Below are 26601 nucleotides of genomic sequence, written 5' to 3'. Positions count from 1 at the left end.
GACCTCCGTCGCGTCGGGCCCGTTGGCCGATCGAACTGCACGTAAACCCCCTAGGAACGAGCAAAGCCTGATTCGTGTATCAAACAGTCATAAGTCACTCGAAAATGACTTAGTGACTGTAGACGATCCGCACTTCGCCGAAGGCGCAAACCGCTAGGTGGGTGCCGAACCGCCCGCACCCCCCCGTCTCGGATAACGCCCGACCGCCCGGTGTGATGCGAGGTTCGGTCCCTTTGACCCGGGAACCGGCCGTACGGAGGAGCGCCGGCCCAGGTCACGGCAGGATCCGGCGACGTCGCCACCTGATCGGGCCCGGGATAGGGTTGATCGCGGTGTGCCGGGAAGTCTGGTCGGCGATCAATTCGCCGACCCCGGACCCCGAGGTGGACACCGCATGACCGACCCTGCCCCGCGCACGCCGCCGCCGTACCGCCTGCTCTCCCGCCGCTCCTGGCCGGAGGCCCGCTTCCTGGCCGACGTGCTGCGCACCGAGACCGTCGGCGGCGGCCTGCTGCTGCTCGGCGCGGTGGTCGCGCTGGTCTGGGCGAACTCGCCCTGGCGGTCGGCCTACGCCGAACTCGGCGGGTGGGTGCCCTGGCCCGGTGGGCACGCCCTGCACCTCGACCTGGACCTGGCGACCTGGGCCGCCGACGGGCTGCTGGCGATCTTCTTCTTCGTGGTGGGGCTGGAACTCAAGCGCGAGTTCGTCGCCGGGGACCTGCGCGACCCGCGCCGGGCCGTGCTGCCCGTGGTGGCCGCCCTGGGCGGCGCGCTGCTGCCGGCGCTGTGCTACCTGGCGGTGACCCTGACGGCCGGCGGCGCCGGCCTGCGGGGCTGGGCCATCCCCACGGCCACCGACATCGCCTTCGCGCTGGCCGTGCTCGCCGTGGTCAGCTCCCACCTGCCGCAGGGCCTACGCGCCTTCCTGCTCACCCTCGCGGTGGTGGACGACCTGTTCGCCATCCTCATCATCGCGGTCTTCTACACCGCCAGCTTCCACCCGCTGCCGCTGCTCGGCGCGCTCGTCGCGGTCGCCGCGTTCGCCCTGCTGGTGCAGCGGCGGCGGACCTGGTGGTGGGCGCTGATCCCGCTGGCCGTGACGGCCTGGGCGCTGGTGCACGCCTCCGGCGTGCACGCCACCGTCGCCGGGGTGCTCCTCGGCTTCACCGTGCCGGTGCTGCCCTCGCGCACCGGCGCGGCCGGACTGGCCGAACGCCTGGAGCACCGGTGGCGCCCCATCTCCGCCGGCCTGGCGGTGCCGGTCTTCGCGTTCTTCGCCGCCGGCGTCTCGCTGGTCGACGCGGACCTCGCCGGCCTGCTCACCGACCCGGTGGTGATCGGCGTGGCCGCCGGGCTCGTGGTGGGCAAGACGGTCGGGGTGTTCGGCTCGACCTACCTGCTCGCCCGCTTCACCCGGGCCGAACTGGACGAGGAGATCACCTGGTCGGACCTGTTCGGCCTGGCGGTGCTGGCCGGCATCGGGTTCACCGTCTCGCTGCTCATCGGCGAGCTGGCCTTCGGGGCCGGCAGCGTCGAGAACGAGCGGGTCAAGGCGGCCGTCCTGATCGGCTCGCTGGTCGCGGCCGGTCTCGCCACCGCCGTGCTGACCCGGCGCAACCGGGCCTACCGCCGGATCTCCGAACGGGAGAGCCGGGACAGCGACGGCGACGGCGTGCCCGACGTCTACCAGGAGGAGACCGCCTGAGCGGGCCACCCGCGCCGTCAGCGCAGCCGTTCGGCGCGCTCCTCCTCGGTGCCGTCGGTCTCCTCCTCCAGCGCGTCCGCGAACGGCTCGGTGAGGTCGTCGCCCGGCACCCCGATCTCCTCGGCCCGGTCGCGCTCGTCCGCACGGCCGCCGGCCGGCGGCTCGGGAGCGGTGCCGCCTCCGGCGAAGCCGTACTCGTTGGGCTCGTCGTGCCTGCTCATGCGCTGGACCTCCGGTCTGACGGATTCCTCTGGTGGCTCACGCTAGGCGCTGCCGGGCAGCCGCCGCAGCGTCGCCCGGATGTTCATACCCAGGGAACCCGACCCTCGATCATCCCGGCCGGTCCCGCCGCCGTGTCCCTGCGACACGGCGGCCGGACCGGCCGCCCGGCTCAGGTCAGCTCGGTGAGCGCCTCGAAGATCAGCCAGAGGCCGCAGATGGCGAAGAGCACGGCCGCGCCGTACCGGATGGCCCTCTCCGGCAGGTGCCGGCCGAGCAGCCGGCCGACCATGATGGCGAGCGCGTCGGCGGCGACCATGCCGAGCGTCGAGCCCAGCCAGGTGCCGAACCAGCCGTACTTGGTGGCCAGGGTGATGGTGGCGAGCATCGTCTTGTCGCCCAGCTCGGCCAGGAAGAACGCGACACCGACCGCCAGCACGGCGCTGCGGCCGCTCTTCTCCGCCTTGCGCTTCTCCTCCTCGGTCAGCTTGTCGCCCCGCAGGGTCCACGCGCCGAAGCCCAGGAACGCCAGACCGGCGACGAGCGAGATCCACCCGGTGGGCAACGCCGCGTTGAGGCCGTACCCGATCGCCACGGACGCCAGGTGCACGATCGCGGTGGCCACGGTGATGCCGATCAACACCGGCAGCGGCCGGAACCGGGTGGCGAACGTCAGTGCCATGAGCTGGGACTTGTCGCCCAGCTCGGCGACGAAGATGACGCCGAAGCTGATCACCAGCGCGACGAGGAAACCGTCCATGTGAACCTTCCCGATCAAGCCGGGAGGAGGAACGGGGACGCCCTCGACCCGGCTGCGACAGCCTGAGTCGAAGGTCTCGCCCGCCCCGGCAGGACCGGGGCCGCGTGGCCGGACGCGGAACGCGTCAGTATGTCGACCACGACATTGGGGGCTACTCCCCTTCGCGCCGCCCAGCGTAGCCGATCAACCCGGCGCGGCCCGCCGCGGGTGAACCGCCGCACCGCCACCGCCCCCCTGGCGGCTCAGTCGGCCCGGGCGAGGGTGACCCCGAAGAGCCCGTCCGGGTCGGTCCAGAACGCCTCCCGGGCGAACCCGGCGTCGGCCAGTTCCGCCGCGATGCCCTCGGGACGGAACTTCGCGGACACCTCGGTACGCAGCTCCTCACCGGCGGCGAACTCGACGTCCAGGTCCAGCACGTGCACCCGGACCGGCCGCTCGGCGCGCAGCCGCATCTCGATCCACTCGTGCTCCGGGTCCCAGACCGCCACGTGGGCGAACGCCTCCGGGTCGAAGTCCGCCCCCAGTTCCCGGTTGATCACCCGCAGCACATTGCGGTTGAAGTCGGCGGTCACCCCGGCCGCGTCGTCGTACGCCGGCACGATCACCCCCGGGTCCTTGACCAGGTCGGTGCCGATCAGCAGCCAGTCACCGGCCTCCAGGGCGGCGCGCATCGCGGTGAGGAACTCGGCCCGCTCCACCGGGAGCAGGTTGCCGACCGTACCGCCGAGGAACACCACCAGCCGCCGGCCGCCGGTGGGCAGCCGGTCGAGCTGCCGGGTGAAGTCGCCGACGATGCCGCGCACCCGCAGCGCCGGATACTCGGCGGCGATCTGCCGGGTGGACTGGCGCAGCGCGCTGGCCGAGACGTCCAGCGGGACGAAGGTGCCCAGGTCGCCGTGGCGGGTGAGGGCGTCCAGCAGCAGGCGGGTCTTCTCCGACGAGCCGGAGCCGAGCTCGATCAGCGTCTTCGCGCCGGTCACCGCCGCGATGTCGGCGGCGTGCGCGGCCAGTACGGCCCGCTCCGCCCGGGTCGGGTAGTACTCCGGAAGGCGGGTGATCTCCTCGAACAGCTCGCTGCCCCGGCTGTCGTAGAACCACTTCGGGGGCAGCCACTTCGGCGTGGCGGTCAGCCCGAACCGGACGTCCTCGCAGAGGCTGCGCCGGACGTCCCGGTCCTCCAGGTAGATCTCCAACGGCTCCGCGCCCATGTCCCACCCCTTCCTGTCCCACCTGCCCGGACGTCGATGTCAGGCGGCCGCCAGCGCCCGGGTGCGCAGCCCGGACGCGGTCGCCACCACCAGCTGCCCGTCCGGCACCGCCTGCCAGCCGGGGTCGTCGTCGAAGGGCTCGGAGGCCAGCAGCACCGAGTCCCGGTCGCGGCGCACCGACAGGGCGTGGCCGGCCACGCTCGCCACCACCGTGGCCCCGTCGGTGAGCAGCAGGTTCAGCCGCGAGCCCGGTGCCGCGGCGAGGACCTCGGCGACCGTGCCGGCGACCGCGTCGGCCGGCTCGGCCCCGGCCCGCAGCCGGTCCCGGACCAGGGCCCAGAGCACCGCCGAGTCGGTCGGCACGTCCAGGGTGATCAGGTCGCGGACCGGCAGTCGGGCGGCCAGCGGCACCAGCGCGTCGGGCCAGCCGCGCACCACGCCGTTGTGACTGAACAACCAGCGCCCCTCCGCGAACGGGGCGGCGGCGGTCTCGTGCAGCGGCATGCCCACCGTGGCGGACCGGACCGCCGCCAGCACCGCGCCGGCCGTGGTGACCGCCGCCAGCTCGGGCAGCGTGGTGTCGCTCCACATCGGCTGCGCCCGGCGGTAGCGCACCGGCTCGCCGCCGGCCGGGTACCAGCCGACGCCGAAGCCGTCGGCGTTGACGGTGCCGCCGCCGCGCATGTCGCGCGGCGCCCAGGACTGGCGCAACAGCCCGTACGGCGGGTCGTAGAGCAGGCTGCGCAGGGTGACCGGTGGCCCCAGGTAGGCCAGATGACGGCACATCAGGCCGGCACACCGGGGGTCCCGGACCGACCGGTCACGCCGCCGCCTCCTCGGGGTCGGCGTCGCGGGCGCAGCGGAAGCCGCTGAAGATCTGCCGCCGGATCGGGTAGTCCCAGTTGCGGAAGGTGCCCCGGCAGGCGGCCCGGTCGGTGCCGAACGAGCCACCGCGCAGCACCCGGTGGTCGGCGCCGAAGAAGACCTCCGAGTACTCCCGGTAGGGGAACGCCACGAAGCCCGGATGGCCGCGGAACGTGCTCGACGTCCACTCCCAGACGTCACCGATGAGCTGGTGCACGCCCAGCGGCGAGGCGCCCGCCGGGTACGCCCCCACCGGCGCCGGCCACAGGTGCCGCTGCCCGAGGTTGGCGTGCTCGGTGGTCGGGTCCGTGTCGCCCCACGGATAGCGGCGGGACCGGCCGGACCCCGGGTCCCAGCGGGCCGCCTTCTCCCACTCCGCCTCGGTGGGCAGCCGCTTGCCCGCCCAGGCCGCGTACGCCTCCGCCTCGTACCAGCAGACGTGCACGACCGGCTCGTCGTCGCGCACCGGCGACCAGCGGCCGAACCGCCGGTACGCCCAGCCGTCGCCGTCGCGGCGCCAGTGCATCGGGGCGCTCAGCCCGGCCTCGACCCGGTGCCGCCAGCCCGCCGCGCTCCACCAGCGCGGCTCGTCGTACCCGCCGTCGGCGATGAAGGCCCGGTACCGGCCGTTGGTGACCGGGGCCGCGTCGATGGCGTACGCCGGCAGGTCGACGGTGTGCGCGGGACGCTCGTTGTCCAGCGCCCACGGGTCGGTAGAGGTGCCCATGGTGAACGGCCCGGCCGGCACCAGCACCTCGCCACCGACCCGGACGCGCGGCTCGGGCGGCGCGGGCGCGGCCAGCGCGGGGGCCCCGGCGCGCAGCTGGTGGGTGGCGAGCATGGTCTCGTCGTGCTGCTGTTCGTGCTGGACGATCATCCCGAACGCGAAGCCGTCCTCGACCAGCGGGCGGTCGGTGAACCGGATGCCGTCGAGCAGGTCGTACACCTTGGCACGGACCGTACTCAGGTAGGCGCGGGCCTCGGCCGGGCGCAGCAGGGGCAGGGCGGGGCGGTCCCTGCGGGGCTGCTTGAACGCGTCGTACAGGTCGTCGATGTCCCGGCGCACCGGCTCGCGGCCGCCGACGTCGCGGACCAGCCAGAGCTCCTCCTGGTTGCCCACGTGCGCGAGGTCCCAGACCAGCGGAGACATCAGGGTGGAGTGCTGGCGCATCAGGTCGTCGTCGTCCACCGCGTCGGTCAGCTGCGCGGTCCGGGCCCGGGTGCGTTCCAGCTCCGCCGCGATCAGGCTGCGCAGCCGCTCACTCCCGGTCCCCGGGCGCTCGATCGTGGTCACCGGTGCCTCCTCTCGGCGGCGGCGCGGCGCCGCCGGATCTCTCGGCTCGTCTCGTGGTGCGTCCCGGGCGGCAGGTCCAGCCGGGGCAGGGCCGCCAGGGCCAGGTCGAACAGGGTGCTCGCGGTGGTGGCCAGGGGCCGGTCGGCCAGCCCGTGCCGGGCGGCGACGGTCCACCGGTCGGCGACCGGCGCCGCGACCGCGAGCGCGGCGGCGGTGGTGGCCGGGTCGGCGAAGAGCGCGGCGAGCACCACGAGCGGCAGCGTCCAGTCCCGGCCCGGCTGCGCGTCCAGGTAGCGCAGCTCCAGGTAGCCGCGCGGGCGTACCGGCGGGAAGAGGGTGCTGAGGTGGTACTCCAGGTCGTCGGTGGTGGGCGGGCGGGGCAGCGCGCCGGCCAGCCAGTCGGCGAAGGTGACCCCGGGGGGCGGCGTCCAGTCCGGCCCGTCGTTGCGCACGCAGAGCAGCGGCGCGGCGAGCGCGTACGCGGTCCAGGCGGTGACCGGCTCGCGGTCGGGCCGGTCCGGGGACCAGGCCGGCCGGGTCCGCGCCGGGTCGATGGCGAGCCAGGCCGCCATCCGGGCCGAGGCCCATCCGGTACGCCGGCCGGCGTGCCGCCCCGCGGTGGCGAACGCGGCCAGCAGCGGCGGCCCGACCGCGTGGGCGGCGGCCCACCGTTCCGCCTGCCGGGGCGGTTCTCCGGCGTCCAGGCACACCTGCAGGCCGGCGGTGCTGTCCATCATGATGCGACCGGCCGGGCCGTGCCGGTCGAAGACCCGGCGCATGGCCTGGTAGCGCGGGGTTTCCACGACCGGGCGGGGTGCCCGCCAGGGGTCGATGCCGGATCGGCCGAGGGCCAGACCGGCCGCCTCGAGCAACTCGGTGAGCTGGGCGATCTCGGCTTCGGTGGCCAGGATCAGGGCGCCGACCGAGGGTTGCGGCGCGGTGGAGATCTCCACCTGCCCGCCCGGCTCGACGGTCACGGCGCCGCCGTGCCGGAGCCCCTGGGCGGGGCTGGTCGGATCGATGGTGACGGGGCTGTGCCGCCCCAGGGCCCGGCGCAGCCGTTCACGGTCCACCGGGCGGGTCGGGTCGCCGGCGTCGTGCACGGTCCATTCCAGCTCGACACCGGTGAGCGTGGGCGGGCCGGTCTTGAAGCAGATCCTGCCGATGTGCCGGGCGGCCCCGGCCTCGTCCCGAAGGACGGTGGTCCGGTCCAGCTCCGGTGACATCACCAAGAGACGGCTCCTCTCCCCCGCCGGCGGCCGAGCGCGGCGTCGTCCGGCCCCAGCGTCCGCCGGGCGGACGCGCCCCGGTCGCACCATCCTCTGTCTAGCAGAAGGAAACCGCACCTCCGGGAGAGATGAACTTTTGTCCGGATCCGGGCTGCGCCGGGGCGTCGGCGTCAGCTGCCGGCGGCCAGCGGGTCGGTCGGCGCGTCGGCCGCCGGCCCGCCGCCAGGCCCGGTCGACCGGTGCCCACGGACGCCCGGCGAGGCCTTCGGGCCGGCCTCCGGCGAGGCTTTCGGGCCGGCCTTCGGCGAGGCCTTCGGGCCGGGGTCGGGTGAGCCCTTCGGGCCCGGTTCCGGAACCAGCCGGGTGCAGTACGCGGTCACCTGGTCGGCCCCGCCCGCGGCGACCACCAACCTGGCGAAGGCCGGTGTCTCCAGCGCCTTGGCCCGCTGCCCCGCCGGCTTGGCCAGGTACGCCCGGCACAGGCCGGTGAGTTGCGGGTCCTTCGCCGGCCGGCCGGGCAGGCCGGTGCCGGTCGGCGCGGCGGTGGCCGGTGCCGGGCTGCCGGCGGTCGGGTCGGCGCTGCCGGGCCGGGTCGGCCCGACCGGGCCACCGGTCGAGGCCGTGCTCGGCAGCGGCGCCGGCGCCGGCGCCCGGTCGAGGCGTACGGCGGCGAAGGCGACCCCGGCGGTGGCGGTGGCGGCGAGCCCCGCCGCCCAGGCCGCCGCGCCGAGACGCAGCCGGCGCCGGGACGCCCGTGCGGGCGCGGGCGCCGGCTCTTCGCGGGCCGCCCGGAAGGCGGCGAGCGCCTGTTCCTCGCCGCGGAGTTCACCGGGCTCGGCCGGGGCGGCAGCCGCGGCGAGCAGGCGGGCCAGCGGATCGGCGGCCGGGCCCGGGGGACGGCCGGCGCGGGCCGCGTCGAGGAGGCGGTCGGACTCCGCCCGGTCGGCCGGTCCCTCCCCGTGGTGGAAGCTCATCCAGGTTCCCCCCATGTCATCCGTCCGCCGGTTCGGCCGTCGGCGTGCCCGGCGCCGGCCGTTCCCGGCCGCCGCGCGGACGCGGCGCCGGCGTCTCGTGCGCCGCCGGCTGCCCCGCCTCGGAGCGTTCCAGCAGCGCGGCCAGGCGACGCAGCCCGCGGTGCGCGGCGGTCCGGACGGCACCGGCCCGGCGGCCGAGCACCCGGCCGGCGGTCTCGGCGTCCAACCCGATCACGGCGCGCAGCAGCACCGCCTCGGCCTCCCGCGGCGGCAGGGTGGCGATCAGCGCCAACGCGCTCTCGGTGGCGATCGTCTCGCCGGCCCGTTCGGCGGTGTCCGCGTCACCGGCCAGTTCGCTGAGCGCCTGCACGGGAACCGGCAGGGAGGGTCGCCGTCGCTGCCGGCGGAGGTGGTCCATGGCGCGGTTGCGGGCGATGGTGACGGTCCAGGCGCGGAACTCACCACCGGTGAAGTTGGGCAGATCGCGGGAGATCTGCAACCAGGTCTCGGAGGCCACGTCCTCGGCGTCGGCCCCCACCAGCGCGGTCAGGTAGCGCAGCAGCCCGGGTTGCAGGCTGCGGTAGAGGAACCGGAAGGCCGCCTCGTCGCCCGCCTGCGCGGCGACCACCGCCTCGCTCAGCTCACCGGTCATGGGTGTGCCGTTCCCACGATCTTCCCGCGCCGGTGCCCCGGCTGACGTCCGTCGGGCCGGCTGGCCGGTACCTCACCCGCACCATCAGCCCCCCACTGCCCTGTTCCCCTGCGCCGGACGCCGGAGCGGGCGCGCCCCTGTGCACGTGTGCCGCCGGGCACGGCCGTCGGCGCGACCTACCGTACCGGCGTCCTGGGGCGTCCCGGAGCCGGGCCAACGCTAGGAGCGGCCGATCAGCCGGGCAAGCCGCCGCCCGGGCGGAAAAAAGTGACGATTGTCTACCGGCGAGCACGGCGAGTCGGTGTAACGGAGAACACCGTCGAGACGCTCGGGCCGGTCACGCGCCGAAACCGCCATCCGGAAACCGGACATACGAACCCTGGGGCGCACGTTGTTCGCCGATCGTACCGGGCCCGTCACCGTCGGCCGATCAGCACCGGGCCCGCTGACCGATCGGCGGAGCCGGGCCAGCCGCACGCCGGTCCCGACGGGAGATATCGCGGGAAATACTTCGCGCCTGCTCTGGGTACGGTATTGGCGTGTTGTCTTCGGAGGTCGTGCTCAGCGGTCGGTACCGCCTGGATGACCGTGTCGCCACCGGCGGCATGGGGGACGTCTGGCGCGCCACCGACCTGGTGCTGGGGCGGCAGGTCGCGGTGAAGGTCCTCCTTCCCGCGCTCGTCTCCGACCCCGACTTCATCGCCCGCTTCCGCTCCGAGGCGCGGATCATGGCGTCGCTGCGCAGTCCCGGCATCGTCCAGGTCTTCGACTGCGGCGAGGACCAGCTCGCCGACGGGAGCCGGGCCGACTACCTGGTGATGGAGTTCGTCGACGGCGAGCCGCTGTCGAAGCGGATCGAGGCCGCCGGCCGGCTCGAGGTCGCCGAGACGATGTCGATCGTCGCGCAGGTGGCGCAGGCGCTGCACGCCGCCCACGCCCGGGGCATCGTGCACCGCGACGTCAAGCCGAGCAACCTGCTGGTGCAGGCGGACGGCACCGTGGTGCTCGTCGACTTCGGGGTGGCCCGCTCGACGAACGTCACCAGCATCACCAGCACGAACGCGGTGCCCGGCACCGCCCTCTACATGGCCCCCGAGCAGGCCGCCGGCCGTCCCGTCTCGGGCGCGACCGACATCTATGCGCTCGGCGCGGTGGCCTACTGCTGCCTCACCGGCACGCCACCGTTCACCGGCGACAGCCCGTTGCAGGTGGCCGTGCGGCATCTCGACGACGAGCCGCCGGACCTGCCGGCGGAGATCCCGCCCGCGGTCCGCCAGCTGGTGGCCCGGGCGCTGGCCAAGGACCCGGCCGACCGCTTCCCGACCGGCGGGGCGATGGCCCACGCCGCCCGGGCGGCGGTCGCCGAGTCGAGCACCGCCCTGGTGCCGGTGGCGCTGCGCGGCGCGGCCGGCCCGGCCATGACCGGCACCCGGGACGACCTCACCCCCGCGGCGGCGCTCAGCCACCCGGCCGGCCGGCGCCGCCGGCACGGAACCCTGGTCGGCGCGCTCGCCGCCGTCCTGGTGGCGCTGGCCGCGCTCGGGGCCGCGCTCGGCGCGGCGAAGAGCGCGGGCGAGCCGGCGACCACCATCGCCACGACGCCCCCGGCGGCGGCGCCCAGCGGCTCGGTCGCCGACACCGCCGAGACCGTGGCGCCGCCCACCGACTCCCGCGGTCGGCCCAGCCGGCCGGCCGGTCCGGCGCGGCCGTCCGGGTCGACGTCCGGAACGCCCACCCCGTCGCCGAGCGCCCCCGCGCAGACGACGTCGCCGGCGGAGCCACCCGGCAGCCCGAGCGCACCGGCCAGCACCGCGCCCGATTCGCCCGCGCCGACGCAGTCCTCCGAGCCCGCCGAGACGCCCAGCACGCCGGGGCCGATCGGTGGTGGCGACGGCGCAAAGCCGCTCGGCCCGCGCGACTGACCCACCCCCCGACCCGCACCGGCGCGGTCACTCCCCACCGAGGGCGGCCACCACCGGGCGGGACAGGGCCCGGGGGGCCGGCAGCACCGAGGCGGTCAGCGCCGCCCCGGCCGCGACCGCGACGACCAGGCCGAGCCGGCCCCACGGCAGGACCAGGGTGAAATCGCCACCGATCCGGGCCAGCACCGCCATCGCCGCGGCCGCGACCCCGGTGCCCAGCACGACGCCGAGCACCGTGCCGACCAGCGCGGTGAGGAGCGCCTCGACCGCGAGTACGGCCCGCATCCCGCCCCGGGTGAGGCCGACCGCCCGCAGCACCGCGTTCTCCCGGGCGCGCTCCACCACCGACAGGCTCAGCGTGTTGGCCACGCCGACCAGCGAGATCACCACCGCCAGGCCGAGCAACGCGGTGACGAAGGCCAGTACCAGGTCCACCGTGCCGGTGAGCATCCGCTTGTACGCGTCCTGATCCAGCAGGTTGGCCGTCGGGTAGTCGGCGAGCACCGACGCGAGGACCGCACGGGCCGCGGCCGGGGAGACGCCCTCGGCGGGCTCCACCTCGGCCAGGTGACCCCGCTCGGCCGGGAAGAGCCGCCCGAAATCGGCGTCGACCAGGTCCACCGCGTGCCCGGCCGGCACCGGGCCGGTGGCCCGGGCCGGCTCCTGCGCCGCGACCACCGCCGCCACCCGGAACGGGTGACCGGCCAGCGTGACCGTGCTGCCGACCCGCCAGCCCCGGGCGGCGGCCAGTTCCCGGTGCACCAGCACCGATCCCGGCGCCAGCCCGGCCGGGTCACCGGCGTCGACCGCGGTGAGCGTCCGGCGGACCAGGGCCGGATGGGCGGCGCGCAGCTCGATCCCGTCGACCACCCGGCTGCGCTGCTCGTGCACCACGCCCAGCTCGGGGCGGGCGGCCAGCTCGGCCACCAGCGGGGCGGGCAGGTCGACGCCGATCCCGGTGACCAGGAAGTCCACCCCGAGTTCCCGGTCCACCGCGGCCTCGATGCCGGCCTTGGCGCTGCCGGCGCCCACCACGAAGGCGGAGACCAGGCCGATCCCGATCACCATGGCGGTGGCGGTCGCCGCGACCCGCCGCGGGTTGCGCACCGCGTTGGCCACCGCGAGCGCGGCGGTCACGCCGAGCAGCCGCCGAGCCGGCCGGCCGAACAGCCGGATCAGCGCCGGCACCAGCACCGGACCGAACAGCACGACGCCCAGGAAGGCCAGCACGCCGCCCAGCGCGACCAGGGGCACCTGCGCGGTGGGGCCGGCGCCGGCCAGCGCCGCCACCCCGGTGGCGAGCACCAGGGCGCCGGCCACGAGCCGGAGCCGACCGGCCGGGCGGGCGGGCCGCACGGCGGCGTCGGTGAGCGCGGCGACCGGCGCGATCCGGGTGCCCTGCCAGGCAGGCAGCGCGGCGGCGAGCACGGTCAGCGCGGTGCCGAGACCGAGGCAGAGCAGCACCGTGCCGGCGGTCACGGTGAGCGTGCCGGCGACCGGCACGCCCAGGGCGGGCAGCAACGCGCCGAGGCCGGCGGCCAGCCCGACGCCGGCCAGCACGCCCACCGCCGAGGCCACCAGCCCGGTCAGCGCCGCCTCCCCGAGGGCGGCCCGGAAGACCTGGCCGCGGGTCGCGCCCACCAGCCGCAGCAGCGCGGTCCGCCGGGCCCGCTGGGCGAGCACGATGGCGAAGGTGTTGGCGATCACGAAGCCGGCCACCACCACGGCCACCGCGGCGAAGGTCAGCAGGAACAGCCCGAACTGCCGGCCGTCGCGAACCGCGTCCTCGACCGCCTCGGCCAGGATCACCCGCCGGTCCTTGACCGGCGCATCCGGGCCGACCACCGCCCGGACCCGCTCGGCCAGCGCCTGCCGGTCCACCCCGGGGCCCGCCGCCACCATGATCCGGTCGTACCCGGTCACGCCGGCGACCCGCAGCGCGTCCGCGCCGACCAGTCCGAGGTACGGCCCACCGACGTCCCGGGTCGAGCCGGCCACGTCGACGGTGCCGACCAGGGTGTACGGTCGCGCCGCCGCCGTGGTGCCGCCGACCCGGACCGGGTCACCCAGGCCGAAGCCCTGCGCGGCGGCGGTGGGCGCGTCGAGCACCAGTTCGCCGGGGCGCTCCGGCAGCCGCCCGGCGACCACGTCGTACGACCGCAGGGCCGGGTCGGTGGGGACGGCGGCCAGCACCGCGTAGCCGAGCACCGGCCGTCCGTCGGCGCCGACCAGCCCGGCGGTGCCGATCAGCTCCCCCTCGGCGGCGGCCACCCCGTCGACCGCGCGGACCCGCTCGACCAGCGCGGGCGGCAACGGCGTCGACCCGGCGTACGCGGCCAGGTCGGTGTGCCGGTCGAAGGCCCCGGCCCGCTCCTCCGCGCCCGCCCGGATGCCGTCGGTGAAGATCAGGGTGCCGGCCACGAAGGCGACCCCGAGGACGACGGCCAGCGTGGACAGGAGCAGGCGCAGCCCGTCCGAGCGGACCTGGCGCAGGGTGAGGCGCAGCATCCCGGTCACCGCCCCGCCGCCGGCGCCGGCTCGAGCCGGGCGAGCGTGTCGAGGACCTGCCCGGCGGTCGGCGTACGCAGCTCGTCGACCAGCCGGCCGTCGGCCATGAAGATCACCCGGTCGGCGTGCGCGGCGGCCCCAGGATCGTGGGTCGCCATGACCACCGTCTGGCCGAGGTCGACGCCGGGGAGGGCGACGACCGGTTGGGGCCCGGCGCCGTACTCCCGGCGTAGCTCGCGGGCGCTGACGGCGACGCCGGTGGTCGGGACTGCGGACACGGTGGTGCTCCTGTCGGGCGGGTCAACGGACCTTTCCGACGCTAGGCGCGGCACCGGCGAGTCGATCTCCACCTGGGCGCTCGACCTCGGTACGCCCCGGGTCGCCCCCGACCGGGTGGACCCGTACGACCCAGGTCGTACCCGGCGGTCAGCCGCCGGGGGTGACCAGCCCGCTCTCGTACGCCAGCACCACCGCCTGCACCCGGTCGCGGAGCTGGAGCTTGGCCAGGATCCGGCCGACGTGCGTCTTCACGGTCGCCTCGGCCACGTGCACCCGGGCGGCGATCTCGGCGTTGGACAGGCCCTGCGCGACCAGCAGCAGCACCTCCCGCTCCCGCTCGGTGAGCTGCGCCAACCGGGGGTCCTCGGCGGAGCCGGGACCGAGCTGACCGGCGAACCGGTCCAGCAGCCGCCGGGTGATCGACGGGGCCACCACCGAGTCGCCCTCGGCGACCACCCGGATGGCGGCGAGCAGTTCCTCCGGTGGCACGTTCTTGAGCAGGAAGCCGCTGGCGCCGACGCGCAGCGCGGCGAACGCGTCGGCCTCGGTGTCGAAGGTGGTCAGGACCAGCACCCGGGGGCGCCGGTCGGCCGGGCGGCCGACGATGCGGCGGGTCGCCTCCACCCCGTCCATGGTCGGCATGCGCAGGTCCATCACGACCACGTCGGCCGCCACCCGGTCCAGCACCCGGAGCGCGTCGGCGCCGTCGATGGCCTCGCCGACCACCTCCAGGTCGGGCTGCGAGTCGAGCACCATCCGGAACCCGGCGCGGACCAGCGCCTGGTCGTCGACGATCACCACACGGACGGTCATGCGGCCTTCTCCTCCGTCTCCGGTGCCGACGGCAGCGGCAGCCGCACCTCGACCCGCCAGCCGCCGGCGAGGGTGGGGCCGGCGGTGAGGCTCCCGTCGTACACCCCGACGCGTTCGCGCATGCCGACCAGGCCGTGACCGCCGGAGGGCGCGGGCCGGACCGCGGGGCGGCCGCGCCCGTCGTCGACGGCCCGGACCACGACGGCGTCCGGGGTCCAGCGCAGGTCCAGCTCGACCGAGGCGCCCACCCCGGCGTGCTTGAGCACGTTGGTCAGCGACTCCTGCACCACCCGGTAGAGGGTCAGCTCCAGCCCGGGCGGCAGGGCCGACGGCCGGCCGGTCGTGGCGCAGCCGACGGTGAGACCGGCCGCCCGGAACCGGTCCAGCAGTTCGGGCAGCTCGACCAGCGCGGGCCGCCGGTGCGCCGGCTCGGCGGAGAGCCCGTCGTCGGGCCCGGCCGCCGGCTCGGGCCGGCTCGGCTCCCGCAGTACGCCCACCAGCCGGCGCATCTCCTCCAACGCCTGCCGCCCGGTGTCGGCCACCACCTTGGCCGCCTCGCGGGCGGTCGCCGGGTCCCGGTCGATGGTGAACCGCACCCCGTCGGCCTGCACGATCATCACGGCCATGCTGTGCGCCACCACGTCGTGCAGCTCGCGGGCGATCCGGGTGCGCTCCTCGGCGACCGCGGCCCGGGCCTCGGCCTCGCGCTCCCGTTCCAGGGTGGCGGCCCGCTCCTCCAGGCTGAGCACGTAGAGCCGGCGGGTCCGCACGTTCAGCCCGACCAGCCAGACCGCGCCGGTGATGGTGCCGAACCAGATCGCGCTGGCCCACCAGGTGGCCGGTCCGGGCACCTGGAACGCGGCCAGCACCACCCCGACCCCGGCCACCCCGCCGGCGATCACCCCGTCCCGCAGCCGGTCGGCGTACTTGACCACGCTGTAGAGGGCGATCAGCACGGCGATGTCGTAGCCGAGCGGGCCCCAGCCGGCGAGCACCTGGGTCAGGGCGAGCGCGGCCACCAGGGCGGCGACGGCCGACGGGTGGGTCCGCCGGAAGAGCAGGGTCAGCCCCATCAGCAGCCCGACGCTGGTGGCCGGCCAGCCGCCGGGCTGGGCCACCACCCCGGCGACGGCGAAGAGCGCCACCAGCCCGGCGACGGCGACGTCGAAGGCGACGCTGCGCAACGGCCGGCCGAAGATCATGCGCTCCACGGTCACCCAGCGTACGGGGTGCCGGGTCTGTCGCCGCCGGCCCGGACGGCGCCGGGTCAGGAGGACGGGACCAGCTCGGCGAGCCGGCCGATCTCCACGGTCTGCTCGGCGGCGACCGAGTTGGCGAACTCCTGCATGGTCTGGTCCACGCCGACCTTGAGCAGGTCGGTGGCCATGGCGACGGCGCCCTGGTGGTGGTCGGTCATCATCCGCACGAAGCGCCGGTCGAACTCGGCCCCCCGGGCGGTGGCGAGCTGCCGCATCGCCTCGGCGGACTGCATGCCGCGCATCGTGCCGTGGTCGTGGCCGGGGACCTCGGCGGGCAGGCCACGGGTGGTGAGCCAGGCCCGCATGACGCCGATCTCGGGCTGTTGGGCGGCCCGGATCCGGTCGGCGACGGCACGGACCCGGGGGTCGGCGGCCCGGTCGGGGGCGAGCGCGGCCATCTCCAGGGCCTGCTGGTGGTGCGGGATCATCATCCGGACGAACCAGACGTCGAGGCTGTTGTAGCGGGGCGGCGCGGCCTCGCGGACCTCCGCCCCGGCGCGCAGGCCGGCGGGCTCCCCCGGCCGGCCCGGCACGATCACCGGTGGCGCGGCGCCGTCCGCGGTGCCGGGGGTGGGGGTGGGGGTGGGGGTGACGGTGGCCGGTCGGGCCAGCGGCGTCGCCGGCTCGGCACGCCGGGCCAGCGCGATGCCCAGCACGAGCAGGAGTGCGGCGGTCACTGTGACGGCGGCCCACGTCCGCGCCTGCCGGATGGTCATACGCCACTCCCTCCGGTCGAGGTCGCAGCGATCCTATCCATAGATGACCGTCCTTCAGTGTGACGCAGAACACATTGATGTGCGTCAGCAGCCGGTAAGGTGTGGGCAATCGTCATCCCCTTTCGAAGGGTGTCGCCGATGCACCGATCTCCCACGTCCCGCATCCGGATCGTCAGCCTGGCCGCCGCCGCCCTGCTCGTCGCCGGCGTGGCCGCCGCCCCACCCAGCAGCGCCCAGCAGACCTCCCGGCTGAGCGCCGAGCCGACCACCGTGGACGCCGGCCTCGGCGTCGACGAGATCTCCAGCAGCCCGAACCTCCGACAGATCGCCAGCCTGCCCAAACAGGCGCCGTTCGACACCGAGTCGGCGTACGGCACGGACATGGCCTTCCAGGGCCGGTACGCCTTCGTCGGCAACTACAACGGCTTCGTCATCTACGACATCGCCCGGCCGAGCGCGCCGTCGATCCTGTCCCAGGTGCTCTGCCCGGGATCGCAGAACGACATCTCGGTCCACGGCAACCTGCTCTTCCTCTCCACCGACTCCTCGCGCAGCGACGACTCCTGCGCCAGCGTCGGGCAGCCCGCGACGGTCAAGGAGTCCTGGGAGGGCATCAAGATCTTCGACATCTCCGACAAGCGGAACCCGCGCTACATCAAGTCGGTGGAGACCGCCTGCGGCTCACACACCCACACCCTGGTGCCGGGCAAGGACCGCCGGACCGTCTACCTGTACGTCTCGTCGTACAGCCCGCGGGCCGAGTTCCCGGACTGCCAGCCGCCGCACGACTCGATCTCCATCGTGAAGGTGCCGCTGAACAAGCCGACCACGGCCGCCGTGGTGGCCACGCCGAACCTCTTCCCCGACGGCGGGTACGAGGGCCGGCCCGGCGGCTCCGCCACCACCGGCTGCCACGACATCACCGCCTACCCGGCGCGCGACCTCGCGGCCGGCGCCTGCATGGGTGACGGCGTGCTGATGGACATCGCCAACCGGGAGGCGCCCCGGGTGATCAACCGCGTCCGGGACACCGCCAACTTCGCCTTCTGGCACTCGGCGACGTTCAACAACGCCGGGACCAAGGTGGTCTTCACCGACGAGCTGGGCGGCGGCGGCGCGGCGACCTGCAACGAGGCCACCGGCCCGCAGCGTGGCGCGGACGCCATCTACGACATCACCGGCCGGGGCAACGCCCGCACGCTGACCTTCGGCAGCTACTACAAGATTCCCCGGGCCAACGCCGACACCGAGAACTGCGTGGCGCACAACGGCTCGCTGATCCCGGTGCTCGGCCGCGACATCATGGTGCAGGCCTGGTACCAGGGCGGCGTGTCGGTCTGGGACTTCACCGACTCGCGGCACCCGGTGGAGATTGGTTACTGGGAGCGTGGCCCGCTCTCGGACGCCACCCTCACCCTGGGCGGCTCCTGGTCCGCGTACTGGTACAACGGCCACATCTACTCCAGCGACATCCAGAAGGGGCTGGACGTGCTGGAGCTGAAGGACCCGCGGACCTGGACGGCCAAGCTCACCCGGGTCTCCGAGCTGAACGTGCAGACCCAGGCGGGCTACCTGAGCTGGTGACCGCCCGGTCCGGGCCCGGCCGCCACCGCCACGGACCGGGCCCGGCCCACCTCGGACCGAGCCCGGCCCACCACGGACCGGGCCCGGCCCACCTCGGACCGGGCCCGGGCCACCACGGACCGGGCCCGGCCGCCACCACCACGGGCCGGGCCGGCCCACCACGGGCCGGGCCCGGGCCGCGGCGCGCCCGCTCAACCGGGCGGCAGGCGGGCCAGCTGGGCGTCGATCGCCGCCGGTGTGAGAGCGGGCCGGCCCCCGGGGTGGCCCACCGTCGCGCCGGCCGCGGCGACCGCGTAGCGGGCGGCCCGGAGGTACGGCTCGCCGCGCAGCAACCCGGCGGTGAGGGCGGCGACGAACGCGTCCCCGGCACCCGTGCTGTCCACCGTGGGCGTCTCGGTCAACGGCACGAAGACCGCGCCGTCCGGCCAGACGACCGCGTTGCCCTGCCCCGCCACCTCGACCACGACCAGCGCCGGGCCCCGCGCCCGCAGCTCCCGGCCCGCCCGCAGGCCCGCCTCGGCGTCGGCCGGCCGGCCGCCCACCATCCGCTCCGCCTCCCGGGCGTCCACTCGCAGCACGTCGGCCAGGGCGAACAGCTCCACCCCGCCGGCCGGGTCGGCCGGCGCCCCGTCGAGCACCACCAGCCGGCCGGCGTCGCGGGCGCAGCGGGCCGCCGCGAGCGCCGCCGGCAGCGGCTGCTGCAACTGGACCACCACGGCGCGGGCGGCCCGCAGCATCGCCGCGGCCCCGGCCACGTCCGCCTCGGAGAGCAGGGTCGCCTCGGGAATGTCCTCCAGGTAACGCCAGCGCCCCCCGGCGTCGACCACGTCGACGATCAGCGCGCTGGGCGTGCCGGCCCGGCGCAGCACCGGGGCCACGTCGATGCCGTCGCTGCGGGCCTGACCCAGCAGCCGGTCGGCGACCTCGTCCTCACCGACCACCCCGAGCAGCCCGACCCGGGCGCCGAGCTGGGCGAGACCGACGGCCTGGTTGGCGCCCTTGCCGCCGAGCAGCTCCCGCCGGCGGCGCACCGGCACGGCGCCGGACGGGCCGGGCACCTCGTCCACCAGCAGCACCAGGTCCCGCGCCACCTGCCCGACCACGATCGCGTCCAGTCCGGCCATGCCGGGTGATACCCCGGCCGCCGCCGCTCACGCCCGCACCACGGCGAACATGAAGCAGCCGTACACCACGTTGCGGCTGTGCAGCTGCGCCACCACGGGGTCGGCGAGCAGCTCGGCGAGCACCGCCTCCGGGTCGTCGCCGTCGTGCTGCCGGCCGCCGACGATCCGCCCCGCGCCGTCGTACGCCCGCAGCACCTGGGGCCGGCCCCGCCAGTCGGCCGGGTAGCCGCCCGGCGCCGCCGGGCCCGGACAGTCGGCGTCGTGGGCGAAGACCGGCCCCAGCTCGCGGTACGGGCCGGGCGGGATCGGTGGGGCGTAGCCGAACAGCAGCAGCGGCTCGCCCGGCGTGGCGTCGCGCAGGCAGCAGCGCAGCGGCTCGCCGCCCTCGGCGCGGCGGCGCTCGACCGGCTGGCCGGCGGCGTCGAGACCGCTGCGCCGCACCCCGGCCAGCAGCGGAGCGGGCAGGGGTCGGATCAGGTACCGGGTCCGGGTCGTCGTCATGTCCCCAGCCTGGCGCGCGGCGGCGCCGTCGGCTGGCGGTGATCGGACGTCGCGGTGCGCCCGGAGCCGGGCCGCGGCTCCGGCACCCCCCTGGTGGTCGTCAGGTGCCGGTTTCGAGCAGGAACGTGGTCAGTGCCGCGGCAACCTCGGCCTCGCCCCGGTGGTGGGGCCCGAAATGGTCCAGTTTCGGGAAGGTGTGCACCCGCGACGAGGGAAGCACCTCGGCGAGCCGGGTCGTGGCCGGACCGACGTGCGCCAGGTCGCTCCGGCCGCCGGTCATCAGCAGCACGTCGGCGGAGACCGTGCGGTAGTGGGGGTAGCTGCCGTCGAGCCGGCCGACCTCCGCGTGCTCGCGCAGGGCCGGTTCGAGCAGCTCGACGACCTTCGCCCGCTTCTCGCCCCGGAAGGCCAGCCGCAGGATGGCGGCCATCAGCCAGCGGGGGTTGCGCCGCGCCGCGCGCGGCCCGGTGGCGGTGGAGAACGCCGCGAACGCGTCGATCGGCCGACCCTGCGCCAGGAACCGGCGGGCCGGCGGGATCCAGTCGGTCGGGATGAGGCCGTCGACGCTGACGCCGGGCTCGTAGACGGCCAGTTTCGCGATGTGCCGGTCCCGGCGGGCCGCCTCGAGCGCCACCAGGCCGCCGAAGCTGTGCCCGAACACGTACCGCGCGCCGGTGGCCGCCCGCACCGCCGCCAGGTCGGCGCACTCGACCTCCATGCCGTACCCGGGTCCCAGCGGGCCGCTGCCCCGGCGGCCGCGCCGCTGCACGGTGTGCACGGTGAAGCTGCCGGCGAGCGCCTCGGCCAGCCCGGTGAAGTCGGCGGCGTCGCTGAGCGCGCCCGGCACGATCAGCAGGTCGGGGCCGGCGCCCGTGGTGTGGTAGGCGATGGTGGTGCCGTCGGCGGAGCGGACGGTCCGCACGGCGGAGGTCGTCGACATGGGAACTCCTCATGGTGATCCGGGTGGGGCGCGTCCGGCGGTGTCTCAGCCGCCCAGGGCGGCGTTCAACCGTCGGGTGTACGCGAGGTAGGTGTCGAACGGCACGCCGCTGGACTCGACCAGCTCGGTCAGCCGTCCGATCAGTTCGGTGCCCGCCCGCTCGACCAGTTGCCGGCCGGCGTCGGTGAGGGCGATCCGGCGCCGGTTGCCGCCGGCCGGGTCCGGGGTCACGGTGAGCAGCCCGGTGCCGGCGAGGGCGGCGACCATCCGGCTGATCGAGGGCTCGGTGACCGCCAGGCTGTCGGCCAGCGCCCGCTGGGTGCACGCGCCCAGTTGGCCGACCGTGACCAGGACCATGAACCGGCGGTAGGAGAGGCCGTGACCGGCGCGCAGGATGCGGTCGCCGGCCCGCTCCAGGCGGGACACGAGCGTGTGCAGCTCCAGCCCGAGGTTGTTCGGATGGTTCATGGGAGCTATCTTAGAGCCCTAAGTTAGAAGTGCAAGTCTCTGGTTCGGGAGGGCCGCCGGATGGCTGGTCTCGTACTGCGCCCCGCGCAACCCGGTGACGTCGAGGCGATCGCCGTGCTCTGGCACGCGGGCTGGCGGGACGGGCACGCCGGCCACGTCCCCGCCGAGCTGCACCGGCACCGGCGGCTCGCCGACTTCCGCGACCGGGTACCGCCCCGCCTGTCCGCCACCACGCTCGGCACGCGGGACGGCCGGCTCGTCGGGTTCGTCACCGTCCGCGAGGACGAGGTCGAGCAGGTGTACGTCGCCGGGCCGGCCCGCGGCACCGGGGTGGCCGGCGCGCTGCTCGCCGCCGCCGAGCGGGCCGTCGCCGCCCGGTTCGACACGGCCTGGCTCGCGGTCGCGGTCGGCAACAGCCGGGCCCGCCGGTGCTACGCCCGCAACGGCTGGCGCGACGCGGCGGCCCTGGACTACCCCGCCGAGGCCGGCACCACCCCGGTCGTCGTCGCCTGCCGGCGTTACGAGAAACGCGTCCGGTGAACCCGACGTCGCACTCGGCCGGGCTGCACGAGCGGGCCCGCCCGCACCACCCGCTCAGCCCGGCAGCGGCGCCCCGTCCCCGCCCCGGGTCCGGCGCGGGCCGACCAACCGGCGGACCATCGGCACGGCGTTCCACTTCGCCGCGCCGACCAGGTCCCGGGCGTGCTCCAGCACCGTGTAGTCGGGACGGGCCAGCCCGTCGGCGATCGCCCGGTCCAGGTCGTTGCCGCAACGGGTGAGCACGCTGTCGAAGTCACGGCGGACCGGTTCGAGCAGGTCGTAGCCGAAGGAGCGGTGCAGCCGGGCGAAGAGCGGCCGGTACAGGCGGGCCCGCTCGTGCAGCCCGGACGAGTACGACATCGGGTTCTTCGGGCGCCGGCGGACGTAGTCGGGCAGCACGTCGGCGAAGGCCCGCCGGACGATCCACTTCTCCTGCCCGTCGCGCACCTTGAGGTCGAGCGGCAGCCGCATGGCCAGCTCCACCAGGCTCAGGTCGAGGAAGGGAACCCGGGCCTCCACCCGGTGCGCCATGCTCACCCGGTCGACCCGCTGCAACTCGGTACGGCACAGGTTGCGGATCTTGTGCAGGAAGAGCCGGCGGGACCGGCCCGGCCCGGCCCGGTGATACATCGGGTAGCCGCCGAACAGCTCGTCCGAGCCGTCCCCGGTGAGCACCACCTTGACGCCCAGCTCGCGCAGCCGGCGGAAGAGGGGCACCGAGACGACCGCGTTGATGATGTCGCCGTACTCGGTCAGCTCGGAGATCCGGATCGCCTCCCGGACGTCGGCCAGCCGGATGTCGCGCGGGCGCAGCTCGACGACCTCGTGCGGCACGCCGAGGTCGGCGGCGAGCCGCCGCGCGTACGCCACGTCGGGGCTGTCCGGCACGCCGACGGTGACCGCCACGCAGTCCGGGTGCAGCTGCCGGGTGTGCAGCAGCGCCAGCGAACTGTCCAGGCCGCCGGAGAGGATCACCCCGACGGTCAGGTCGGTGTCCAGCCGCACCCGGATGCTGTCGGTGAGCGCGGCCCGGACGAGCAGGGCGGCCTCGTCCGGGTCGTCGATCACCGGCCGCCCCGCGCCGAGGGCGAGCAGGTCCACGTGGGGACGCAACCGGACCCGACCGTCGGGGTCGGCCCAGCCGTGGTGGCCGGGCGGCACCTCGCTGATCGGCGCGCCGTGCCCGACCAGCGCCTTCACCTCCGAGGCGAGGTGCAGGCAGCCCGGGCCGCGGGACCAGTAGAGGGGCTTGACCCCGAGCGGGTCGCGGGCCAGGTACGCCCGCCCGCTGGCCCGCTCCACCACGACGAAGGCGTACTCGCCGCGCAGCCGGTGCACCGCCTCCTCGCCCCACTGCCGGAAGGCGGCCAGCACCACCTCGGTGTCGCTGGCGCTGCGGAACGGGTACCCGAGCCGCGTCAGCTCCGCGCGCAGCTCGTGGTGGTTGAAGATCTCGCCGTTGTAGCAGAGCAGGTGCCGCTCGTCGGGCGAGAGCCACGGCTGGCCCGCCCGGTCCGGGTCCACCACCCGCAGCCGGCGTACGCCGGCCAGCAGGCCGTTCTCCTGCCGGGTCTCGGTGACCTCGCCGCGCGGCGCGAGGACGGCGAGCATCCGGCGGAAGGTCGCCGGGTCGGCCTCGGGACCGAGGCTGAGCGCGATGCCGCACATCGCCTCACACCCCCATCTCGGCCTCGTACGCCCGGCGGAACCGGCGGCGCGCGTCGGGCGCGAGACAGATGTGCCAGGCCTGGCCCTCGTCGACAACGTTGATCTCGCCGGCCTCCTGCCGGGCCAGCAGCAGCCCGGTGAGCGTGTCCCGGGCACCGAACCGCTGGTACCACGCCACCTCCACGTCGGCGGCCCAGCCCAGGCAGTGCCCGCTGGGCACCATGGCGGCGTACCCGAGGCGGCGCAGCCGGTACTGGTGCTCGGCGCTGCGGGCCAGGCTGGTGACCCAGAGCGGCGGCGTGCCGGGCGGGCAGGCCAGGGCGAACTGCCGGCCGATGTCGTTGAGCAGGGCGACGATCTCGCGCCGGGCCCGGCGGAACCGCAGCCCGGCGGTACGGGGGGTGGCGCCGGGCCGCAGCCGCCGGCCGACCGCCCGCAGCCCCCGGCCGACCACGCCGACCGGCTGCTCCTGGTAGCGGAAGGCGAGCAGGCCGCGCCGGCGCAGCCACTCCAGGTCGACCAGGTCGGTGCTGGTGTCGACCTGACTGTCGGTGAGCAGCGTCGGGGTGTCCCGCCACCACATCACGTCGATGCGGGACAGCAGGTAGATCCGGACCAGGGCGGTGAGGTCCTGCGCCGAACTGCGGGCGTTGGGCTGGTAGCGGGCCATCTCCAGCAGCAGCGTCTCGCGGGCACCCACGTACCCCTGCGGGGTGGCGTCGAGGACCGCGGCGATGGCCGGCTCCCGCAGACGCTGGTCCAGCAGCACCTGCCGGGCGGTGGTCGACGGGGCACCGGCGAGGGCGCCCACCTCGACCAGCAGCTCGGCCACCGCCGCCCGGTACGCGGCCAGGTCCGGCCGCCGCCCGGGGGCGGGACGGCGGCCGGTGGTGGGCGGCAGGCGGCGGGCGGGAGCGGCGGGGGCGACGGCGGGCCCGGGCTGCTGCCCGGGGCTTCGGCTGGGCACTCGCATGGTCGGGTCCCCTCTCCGGGCATCACGCGGCGTGATCGAACCTGCAACACACCGTAATCGCAGCACGAGGGCGATCCCCGAACAATCCTCCTATTACCTCTTAAGAGCGACGAGTAGCTGAATTCGGCACGGACAGCTCAGCGACCCAGTCATAGGCCGGCACGTCCGGCAGGTCGGCCTCCCGGTCCGCCCGGGCCGCCTCCGCCAGGTGCAGCGCCGCGCCGAGGGCGGCCCGGAACAGCAGGGACCCGGTGCTGACCCGGGCCACCCCGAGCCGGCCCAGGGCGGCCATGCCCGGCCCGCCGGGCCGGTACAGCACGTTCAGCGGTAGCCCGGCGTGCGCCACCAGCCGGGGCACGAGATCGTCCGGCACGGCCGGCGCGAAGAAGCCGTCGGCCCCGGCCTCCCGGTACACCCGGGCCCGGTCCAGCGCCTCCGGCAGCGGCTCGGGCACACCCAGCCACCAGGCGTCGGTACGGGCGTTGACGAACACCTCCGGCGCGGCGGCCCGGACGGAGGCAATCTTGGCGGCCATCAGGTCGGGAGGTGCCAGGGTGCCGTCCGGACGGCCGTCCTCCAGGTTCACCCCCGCCACGCCGAGCGCGGCCAGCTCCGCGACGTGCTCGGCCACCGCCGCCGGGTCGTCGCTGCCCCCGCCCTCGATGTCCACGCTGAGCAGTGCCGGCAGGTCCCGCAGCCGCCGGGCCAGCGCGACATTCTCGGCCCGGATGGCGCCGGCGGCGTCCGGCTTGCCGGCGGCCGCGGCGACACCCAGACTGGTGGTGCCGACGGCCGGGTGGCCCCGGGCCGCGAGGGCCGCCGCGGAGGCGTGGTCCCAGGCGTTCGGCAGCAGCAGCGGCCGGCCGGGCCGGTGCAGGTCACGGAAGGCGACCCGGGCGTTCATCGGACGCTCACCTCGATCCGGGTCGGGACGCGCAGGGTGGGATGCGGCTCGTGGGCCACCGAGCCGTCCGTGGTGGCGGTGCACCGGCGGCGTACCTCTTCGACGACGCCCTCGGCCAGGGCCAGCGCGTGCCGCTCCCCCGGGCAGCCGCGCGGCCCGGCGCCGAAGGTCAATGACCCGCGGCCCGGCCGGAACCGGTCCGGCTCCGGATGCGCCGCCGGGTCCCGGTTGGCCGCGTCGAAGCGCAGCAGCAGCGGGATGTCCGGGCCGATCGTCCGGCCGCCGAGACGCAGCGCCCCGGTGGTGACCCGGCGGGTGGCCCGCACCGGCGGGTCCAGACGCAGCACCTCGGCCAGCAGGTCGGCGGTGGGCACAGCCGCCGGCGCCGCGAGCCCCCACCGGACGGCGGAGCCGATCAGGCCGGCGGTCGCGTCGCAGGCCTGCACCAGCAGCCCGATCCGGTTCGCGGCCACCTCGGGCGGGGCCGGCGGCGACAGCGCCACCAGCGCGGCCACCGCCCGGTCGGCGGCGGCCACCGCCGCCGCGTCCGCGCCCGGGTGGTACGCGGCCGCCACCGCCGCCACCGCCGGCGCGGCCACCGCCGGATCCGCCAGGCCGAGCCCGGCCGCCAGCACCTCCACCGGTACGCGCCGGGCCAGCAACGCCATCACGTCGACCCGCCCCGCGCCGGGCTCGCCACCCGCCCCGCCGGTGAGCGGCGACCGCATACCGGTCCCTGCCACCGGCACACCTGCACCAGCCCCGCCGGCGCCCGCCCGGCCGGACAACATCGCCGCGTGCGGCACCACGGTGGTTGACGCGTCAGCGCCCGCCCGGCCGGACAGCATCGCCGCGTGCGGCGGCACGGTGGTTGACGCGTCGGCGCCCGCCCGGCCCGACCGCATCGCCGCGTGCCGCGACACGGCGATGTCGGCGCCCGCCGAGCCGGGCAGCATCGCTGTGTGCGGCGCCAGGGTGTGGGGCGCAGCGGTGGTGCTGCCGGCCGCGGCGGCCACCTCGTCGAGCAGCGCGGCGGTGACCCGGGCAGCGGTCGTGCGCAGCTCGTCCGGGTCCAGGTCGGCCAGCGCCGCGACCCCGACCGCACGGCGGGCGGCATGCTGCTCGGGCGGACTGAACCGGCTGACGGCGCCGCGCAGCCAGGCCAGGGTGCCGTCCGCCGCACCGGGGGCGGCGGCGGGCACCACGCACCGCGGGTCGGTCAGCACGGCGAGCACGTCGGCATGCCGGGTGACGATCCACCCGTCGGGGCCGGGAGTGGGCGGTCCGCAGGGTGGCGTACCGGGGGCGGGGGCGATGATCGACCAGCTCATGCTCCGACCGTAGGTGCCTGACCGTTCGGCCCGGACCGAACGATTCCCCGCCTCCCCCGGCCCCGGGCCCATCCGGCCGGTGGAACGGCATGGGTGTCTCCGAGGTGCGGACACACCCATGACGTTCCACTCAGTGGCTTGTCCGGCCAGCGGGACGCGGCGTGAG

The 26601-nt window shown here is 75.8% G+C and carries 24 protein-coding genes and 1 pseudogene; 4 read left to right on the top strand and 21 right to left on the bottom strand.

All coding sequences use genetic code 11. The features are described from left to right. Positions 1 to 394 precede the first annotated feature (394 nt). Positions 395 to 1705, top strand: a complete 1311-nt coding sequence (gene nhaA, locus LQ51_RS06190; protein ID WP_046563698.1) for a Na+/H+ antiporter NhaA — start codon at positions 395 to 397, stop codon at positions 1703 to 1705. A 17-nt stretch (positions 1706 to 1722) separates the two neighbouring features. On the opposite strand, the gene LQ51_RS06185 is transcribed toward nhaA, so the two are convergent. The 8 genes from LQ51_RS06185 to LQ51_RS06150 all read right to left on the bottom strand — a co-directional run bounded on the left by LQ51_RS06185 (position 1723) and on the right by LQ51_RS06150 (position 8905). Beyond that, positions 1723 to 1926, bottom strand: a complete 204-nt coding sequence (locus LQ51_RS06185) for a hypothetical protein (protein WP_046563697.1) — start codon at positions 1924 to 1926, stop codon at positions 1723 to 1725. 170 nt (positions 1927 to 2096) lie between these two features. Then, the gene (locus tag LQ51_RS06180) at positions 2097 to 2684 is read right to left on the bottom strand and encodes a TMEM165/GDT1 family protein (protein ID WP_046563696.1); all 588 of its coding nucleotides are present in this window, start codon (positions 2682 to 2684) and stop codon (positions 2097 to 2099) included. Between the two features lie 242 nt (positions 2685 to 2926). Then, positions 2927 to 3892, bottom strand: a complete 966-nt coding sequence (gene egtD, locus LQ51_RS06175; protein ID WP_046563695.1) for an L-histidine N(alpha)-methyltransferase — start codon at positions 3890 to 3892, stop codon at positions 2927 to 2929. A gap of 39 nt (positions 3893 to 3931) precedes the next feature. Next, positions 3932 to 4678, bottom strand: a complete 747-nt coding sequence (gene egtC / locus LQ51_RS06170; RefSeq protein WP_046563694.1) for an ergothioneine biosynthesis protein EgtC — start codon at positions 4676 to 4678, stop codon at positions 3932 to 3934. Between the two features lie 34 nt (positions 4679 to 4712). Next, the gene (gene egtB, locus LQ51_RS06165; RefSeq protein ID WP_156312986.1) at positions 4713 to 6041 is read right to left on the bottom strand and encodes an ergothioneine biosynthesis protein EgtB; all 1329 of its coding nucleotides are present in this window, start codon (positions 6039 to 6041) and stop codon (positions 4713 to 4715) included. Positions 6042 to 6046: 5 nt separating this feature from the next. Next, positions 6047 to 7282, bottom strand: a complete 1236-nt coding sequence (gene egtA / locus LQ51_RS06160) for an ergothioneine biosynthesis glutamate--cysteine ligase EgtA (protein WP_046563692.1) — start codon at positions 7280 to 7282, stop codon at positions 6047 to 6049. Positions 7283 to 7449: 167 nt separating this feature from the next. Then, on the bottom strand, positions 7450 to 8253 hold the full coding sequence (locus LQ51_RS06155) for a hypothetical protein (RefSeq protein WP_156312983.1): 804 nt from the start codon (positions 8251 to 8253) through the stop codon (positions 7450 to 7452). A 16-nt stretch (positions 8254 to 8269) separates the two neighbouring features. Further along, positions 8270 to 8905 carry an RNA polymerase sigma factor gene (locus tag LQ51_RS06150; RefSeq protein ID WP_046563691.1) on the bottom strand — a complete coding sequence of 212 codons (636 nt, stop codon included), beginning with the start codon at positions 8903 to 8905 and terminating at the stop codon, positions 8270 to 8272. Between the two features lie 539 nt (positions 8906 to 9444). On the opposite strand from LQ51_RS06150, the gene LQ51_RS06145 reads away from it, so the two are divergent. Beyond that, complete coding sequence (locus LQ51_RS06145) at positions 9445 to 10827, top strand: serine/threonine-protein kinase (protein ID WP_082159291.1); 1383 nt, start codon at positions 9445 to 9447, stop codon at positions 10825 to 10827. A gap of 27 nt (positions 10828 to 10854) precedes the next feature. Here the strand turns inward: LQ51_RS06145 and LQ51_RS06140 are convergent, their stop codons facing one another. From LQ51_RS06140 to LQ51_RS06120, 5 genes and pseudogenes are all read right to left on the bottom strand, one after another. Continuing rightward, positions 10855 to 13335 carry an ABC transporter permease gene (locus tag LQ51_RS06140; RefSeq protein ID WP_046563705.1) on the bottom strand — a complete coding sequence of 827 codons (2481 nt, stop codon included), beginning with the start codon at positions 13333 to 13335 and terminating at the stop codon, positions 10855 to 10857. Positions 13336 to 13340: 5 nt separating this feature from the next. Continuing rightward, a pseudogene (locus LQ51_RS31825) lies at positions 13341 to 13511 on the bottom strand (ABC transporter ATP-binding protein); the annotation flags it as partial. A gap of 250 nt (positions 13512 to 13761) precedes the next feature. Then, on the bottom strand, positions 13762 to 14427 hold the full coding sequence (locus LQ51_RS06130) for a response regulator (protein ID WP_046563688.1): 666 nt from the start codon (positions 14425 to 14427) through the stop codon (positions 13762 to 13764). Next, complete coding sequence (locus LQ51_RS06125; protein WP_046563687.1) at positions 14424 to 15644, bottom strand: sensor histidine kinase; 1221 nt, start codon at positions 15642 to 15644, stop codon at positions 14424 to 14426. Before LQ51_RS06125 ends, LQ51_RS06130 begins: the two co-directional genes overlap by 4 nt. A 50-nt stretch (positions 15645 to 15694) precedes the next feature. Next, positions 15695 to 16402, bottom strand: a complete 708-nt coding sequence (locus LQ51_RS06120) for a DUF305 domain-containing protein (protein ID WP_046563686.1) — start codon at positions 16400 to 16402, stop codon at positions 15695 to 15697. Positions 16403 to 16540: 138 nt separating this feature from the next. Here LQ51_RS06120 and LQ51_RS06115 point away from each other — a divergent pair, with 138 nt between their 5' ends. After that, entirely contained in the window at positions 16541 to 17986 is a 1446-nt protein-coding gene (locus LQ51_RS06115; protein ID WP_046563685.1) for an LVIVD repeat-containing protein, read from the top strand. 191 nt (positions 17987 to 18177) lie between these two features. Here the strand turns inward: LQ51_RS06115 and LQ51_RS06110 are convergent, their stop codons facing one another. The 4 genes from LQ51_RS06110 to LQ51_RS06095 form a co-directional block, all read right to left on the bottom strand. Further along, positions 18178 to 19110 carry a PfkB family carbohydrate kinase gene (locus LQ51_RS06110; protein ID WP_046563684.1) on the bottom strand — a complete coding sequence of 311 codons (933 nt, stop codon included), beginning with the start codon at positions 19108 to 19110 and terminating at the stop codon, positions 18178 to 18180. Between the two features lie 27 nt (positions 19111 to 19137). Further along, positions 19138 to 19611 carry a DUF1203 domain-containing protein gene (locus LQ51_RS06105; protein WP_046563683.1) on the bottom strand — a complete coding sequence of 158 codons (474 nt, stop codon included), beginning with the start codon at positions 19609 to 19611 and terminating at the stop codon, positions 19138 to 19140. A 100-nt stretch (positions 19612 to 19711) separates the two neighbouring features. After that, the gene (locus LQ51_RS06100) at positions 19712 to 20551 is read right to left on the bottom strand and encodes an alpha/beta fold hydrolase (protein WP_046563682.1); all 840 of its coding nucleotides are present in this window, start codon (positions 20549 to 20551) and stop codon (positions 19712 to 19714) included. A 45-nt stretch (positions 20552 to 20596) separates the two neighbouring features. Then, entirely contained in the window at positions 20597 to 21019 is a 423-nt protein-coding gene (locus tag LQ51_RS06095; RefSeq protein ID WP_052744762.1) for a MarR family winged helix-turn-helix transcriptional regulator, read from the bottom strand. Between the two features lie 60 nt (positions 21020 to 21079). Here LQ51_RS06095 and LQ51_RS06090 point away from each other — a divergent pair, with 60 nt between their 5' ends. Further along, positions 21080 to 21559 carry a GNAT family N-acetyltransferase gene (locus LQ51_RS06090; protein ID WP_046563681.1) on the top strand — a complete coding sequence of 160 codons (480 nt, stop codon included), beginning with the start codon at positions 21080 to 21082 and terminating at the stop codon, positions 21557 to 21559. Between the two features lie 54 nt (positions 21560 to 21613). On the opposite strand, the gene LQ51_RS06085 is transcribed toward LQ51_RS06090, so the two are convergent. The 4 genes from LQ51_RS06085 to LQ51_RS31820 all read right to left on the bottom strand — a co-directional run bounded on the left by LQ51_RS06085 (position 21614) and on the right by LQ51_RS31820 (position 26435). Next, entirely contained in the window at positions 21614 to 23227 is a 1614-nt protein-coding gene (locus tag LQ51_RS06085) for an asparagine synthetase B family protein (RefSeq protein WP_046563680.1), read from the bottom strand. A 4-nt stretch (positions 23228 to 23231) separates the two neighbouring features. Beyond that, the gene (locus tag LQ51_RS06080) at positions 23232 to 24200 is read right to left on the bottom strand and encodes a hypothetical protein (protein WP_046563679.1); all 969 of its coding nucleotides are present in this window, start codon (positions 24198 to 24200) and stop codon (positions 23232 to 23234) included. A gap of 100 nt (positions 24201 to 24300) precedes the next feature. Then, on the bottom strand, positions 24301 to 25104 hold the full coding sequence (locus LQ51_RS06075; RefSeq protein ID WP_046563678.1) for an isocitrate lyase/PEP mutase family protein: 804 nt from the start codon (positions 25102 to 25104) through the stop codon (positions 24301 to 24303). After that, a complete protein-coding gene (locus LQ51_RS31820) occupies positions 25101 to 26435 on the bottom strand; it encodes a cytochrome P450 (protein WP_231605441.1) in 1335 nt (444 codons plus the stop codon). Before LQ51_RS31820 ends, LQ51_RS06075 begins: the two co-directional genes overlap by 4 nt. Positions 26436 to 26601: the final 166 nt, after the last annotated feature.

This window comes from Micromonospora sp. HK10 (assembly GCF_000982955.1).
In the GTDB taxonomy this organism is placed as follows: Bacteria; Actinomycetota; Actinomycetes; order Mycobacteriales; family Micromonosporaceae; genus Micromonospora.
This window is presented reverse-complemented; position numbering and strand designations above follow the sequence as displayed.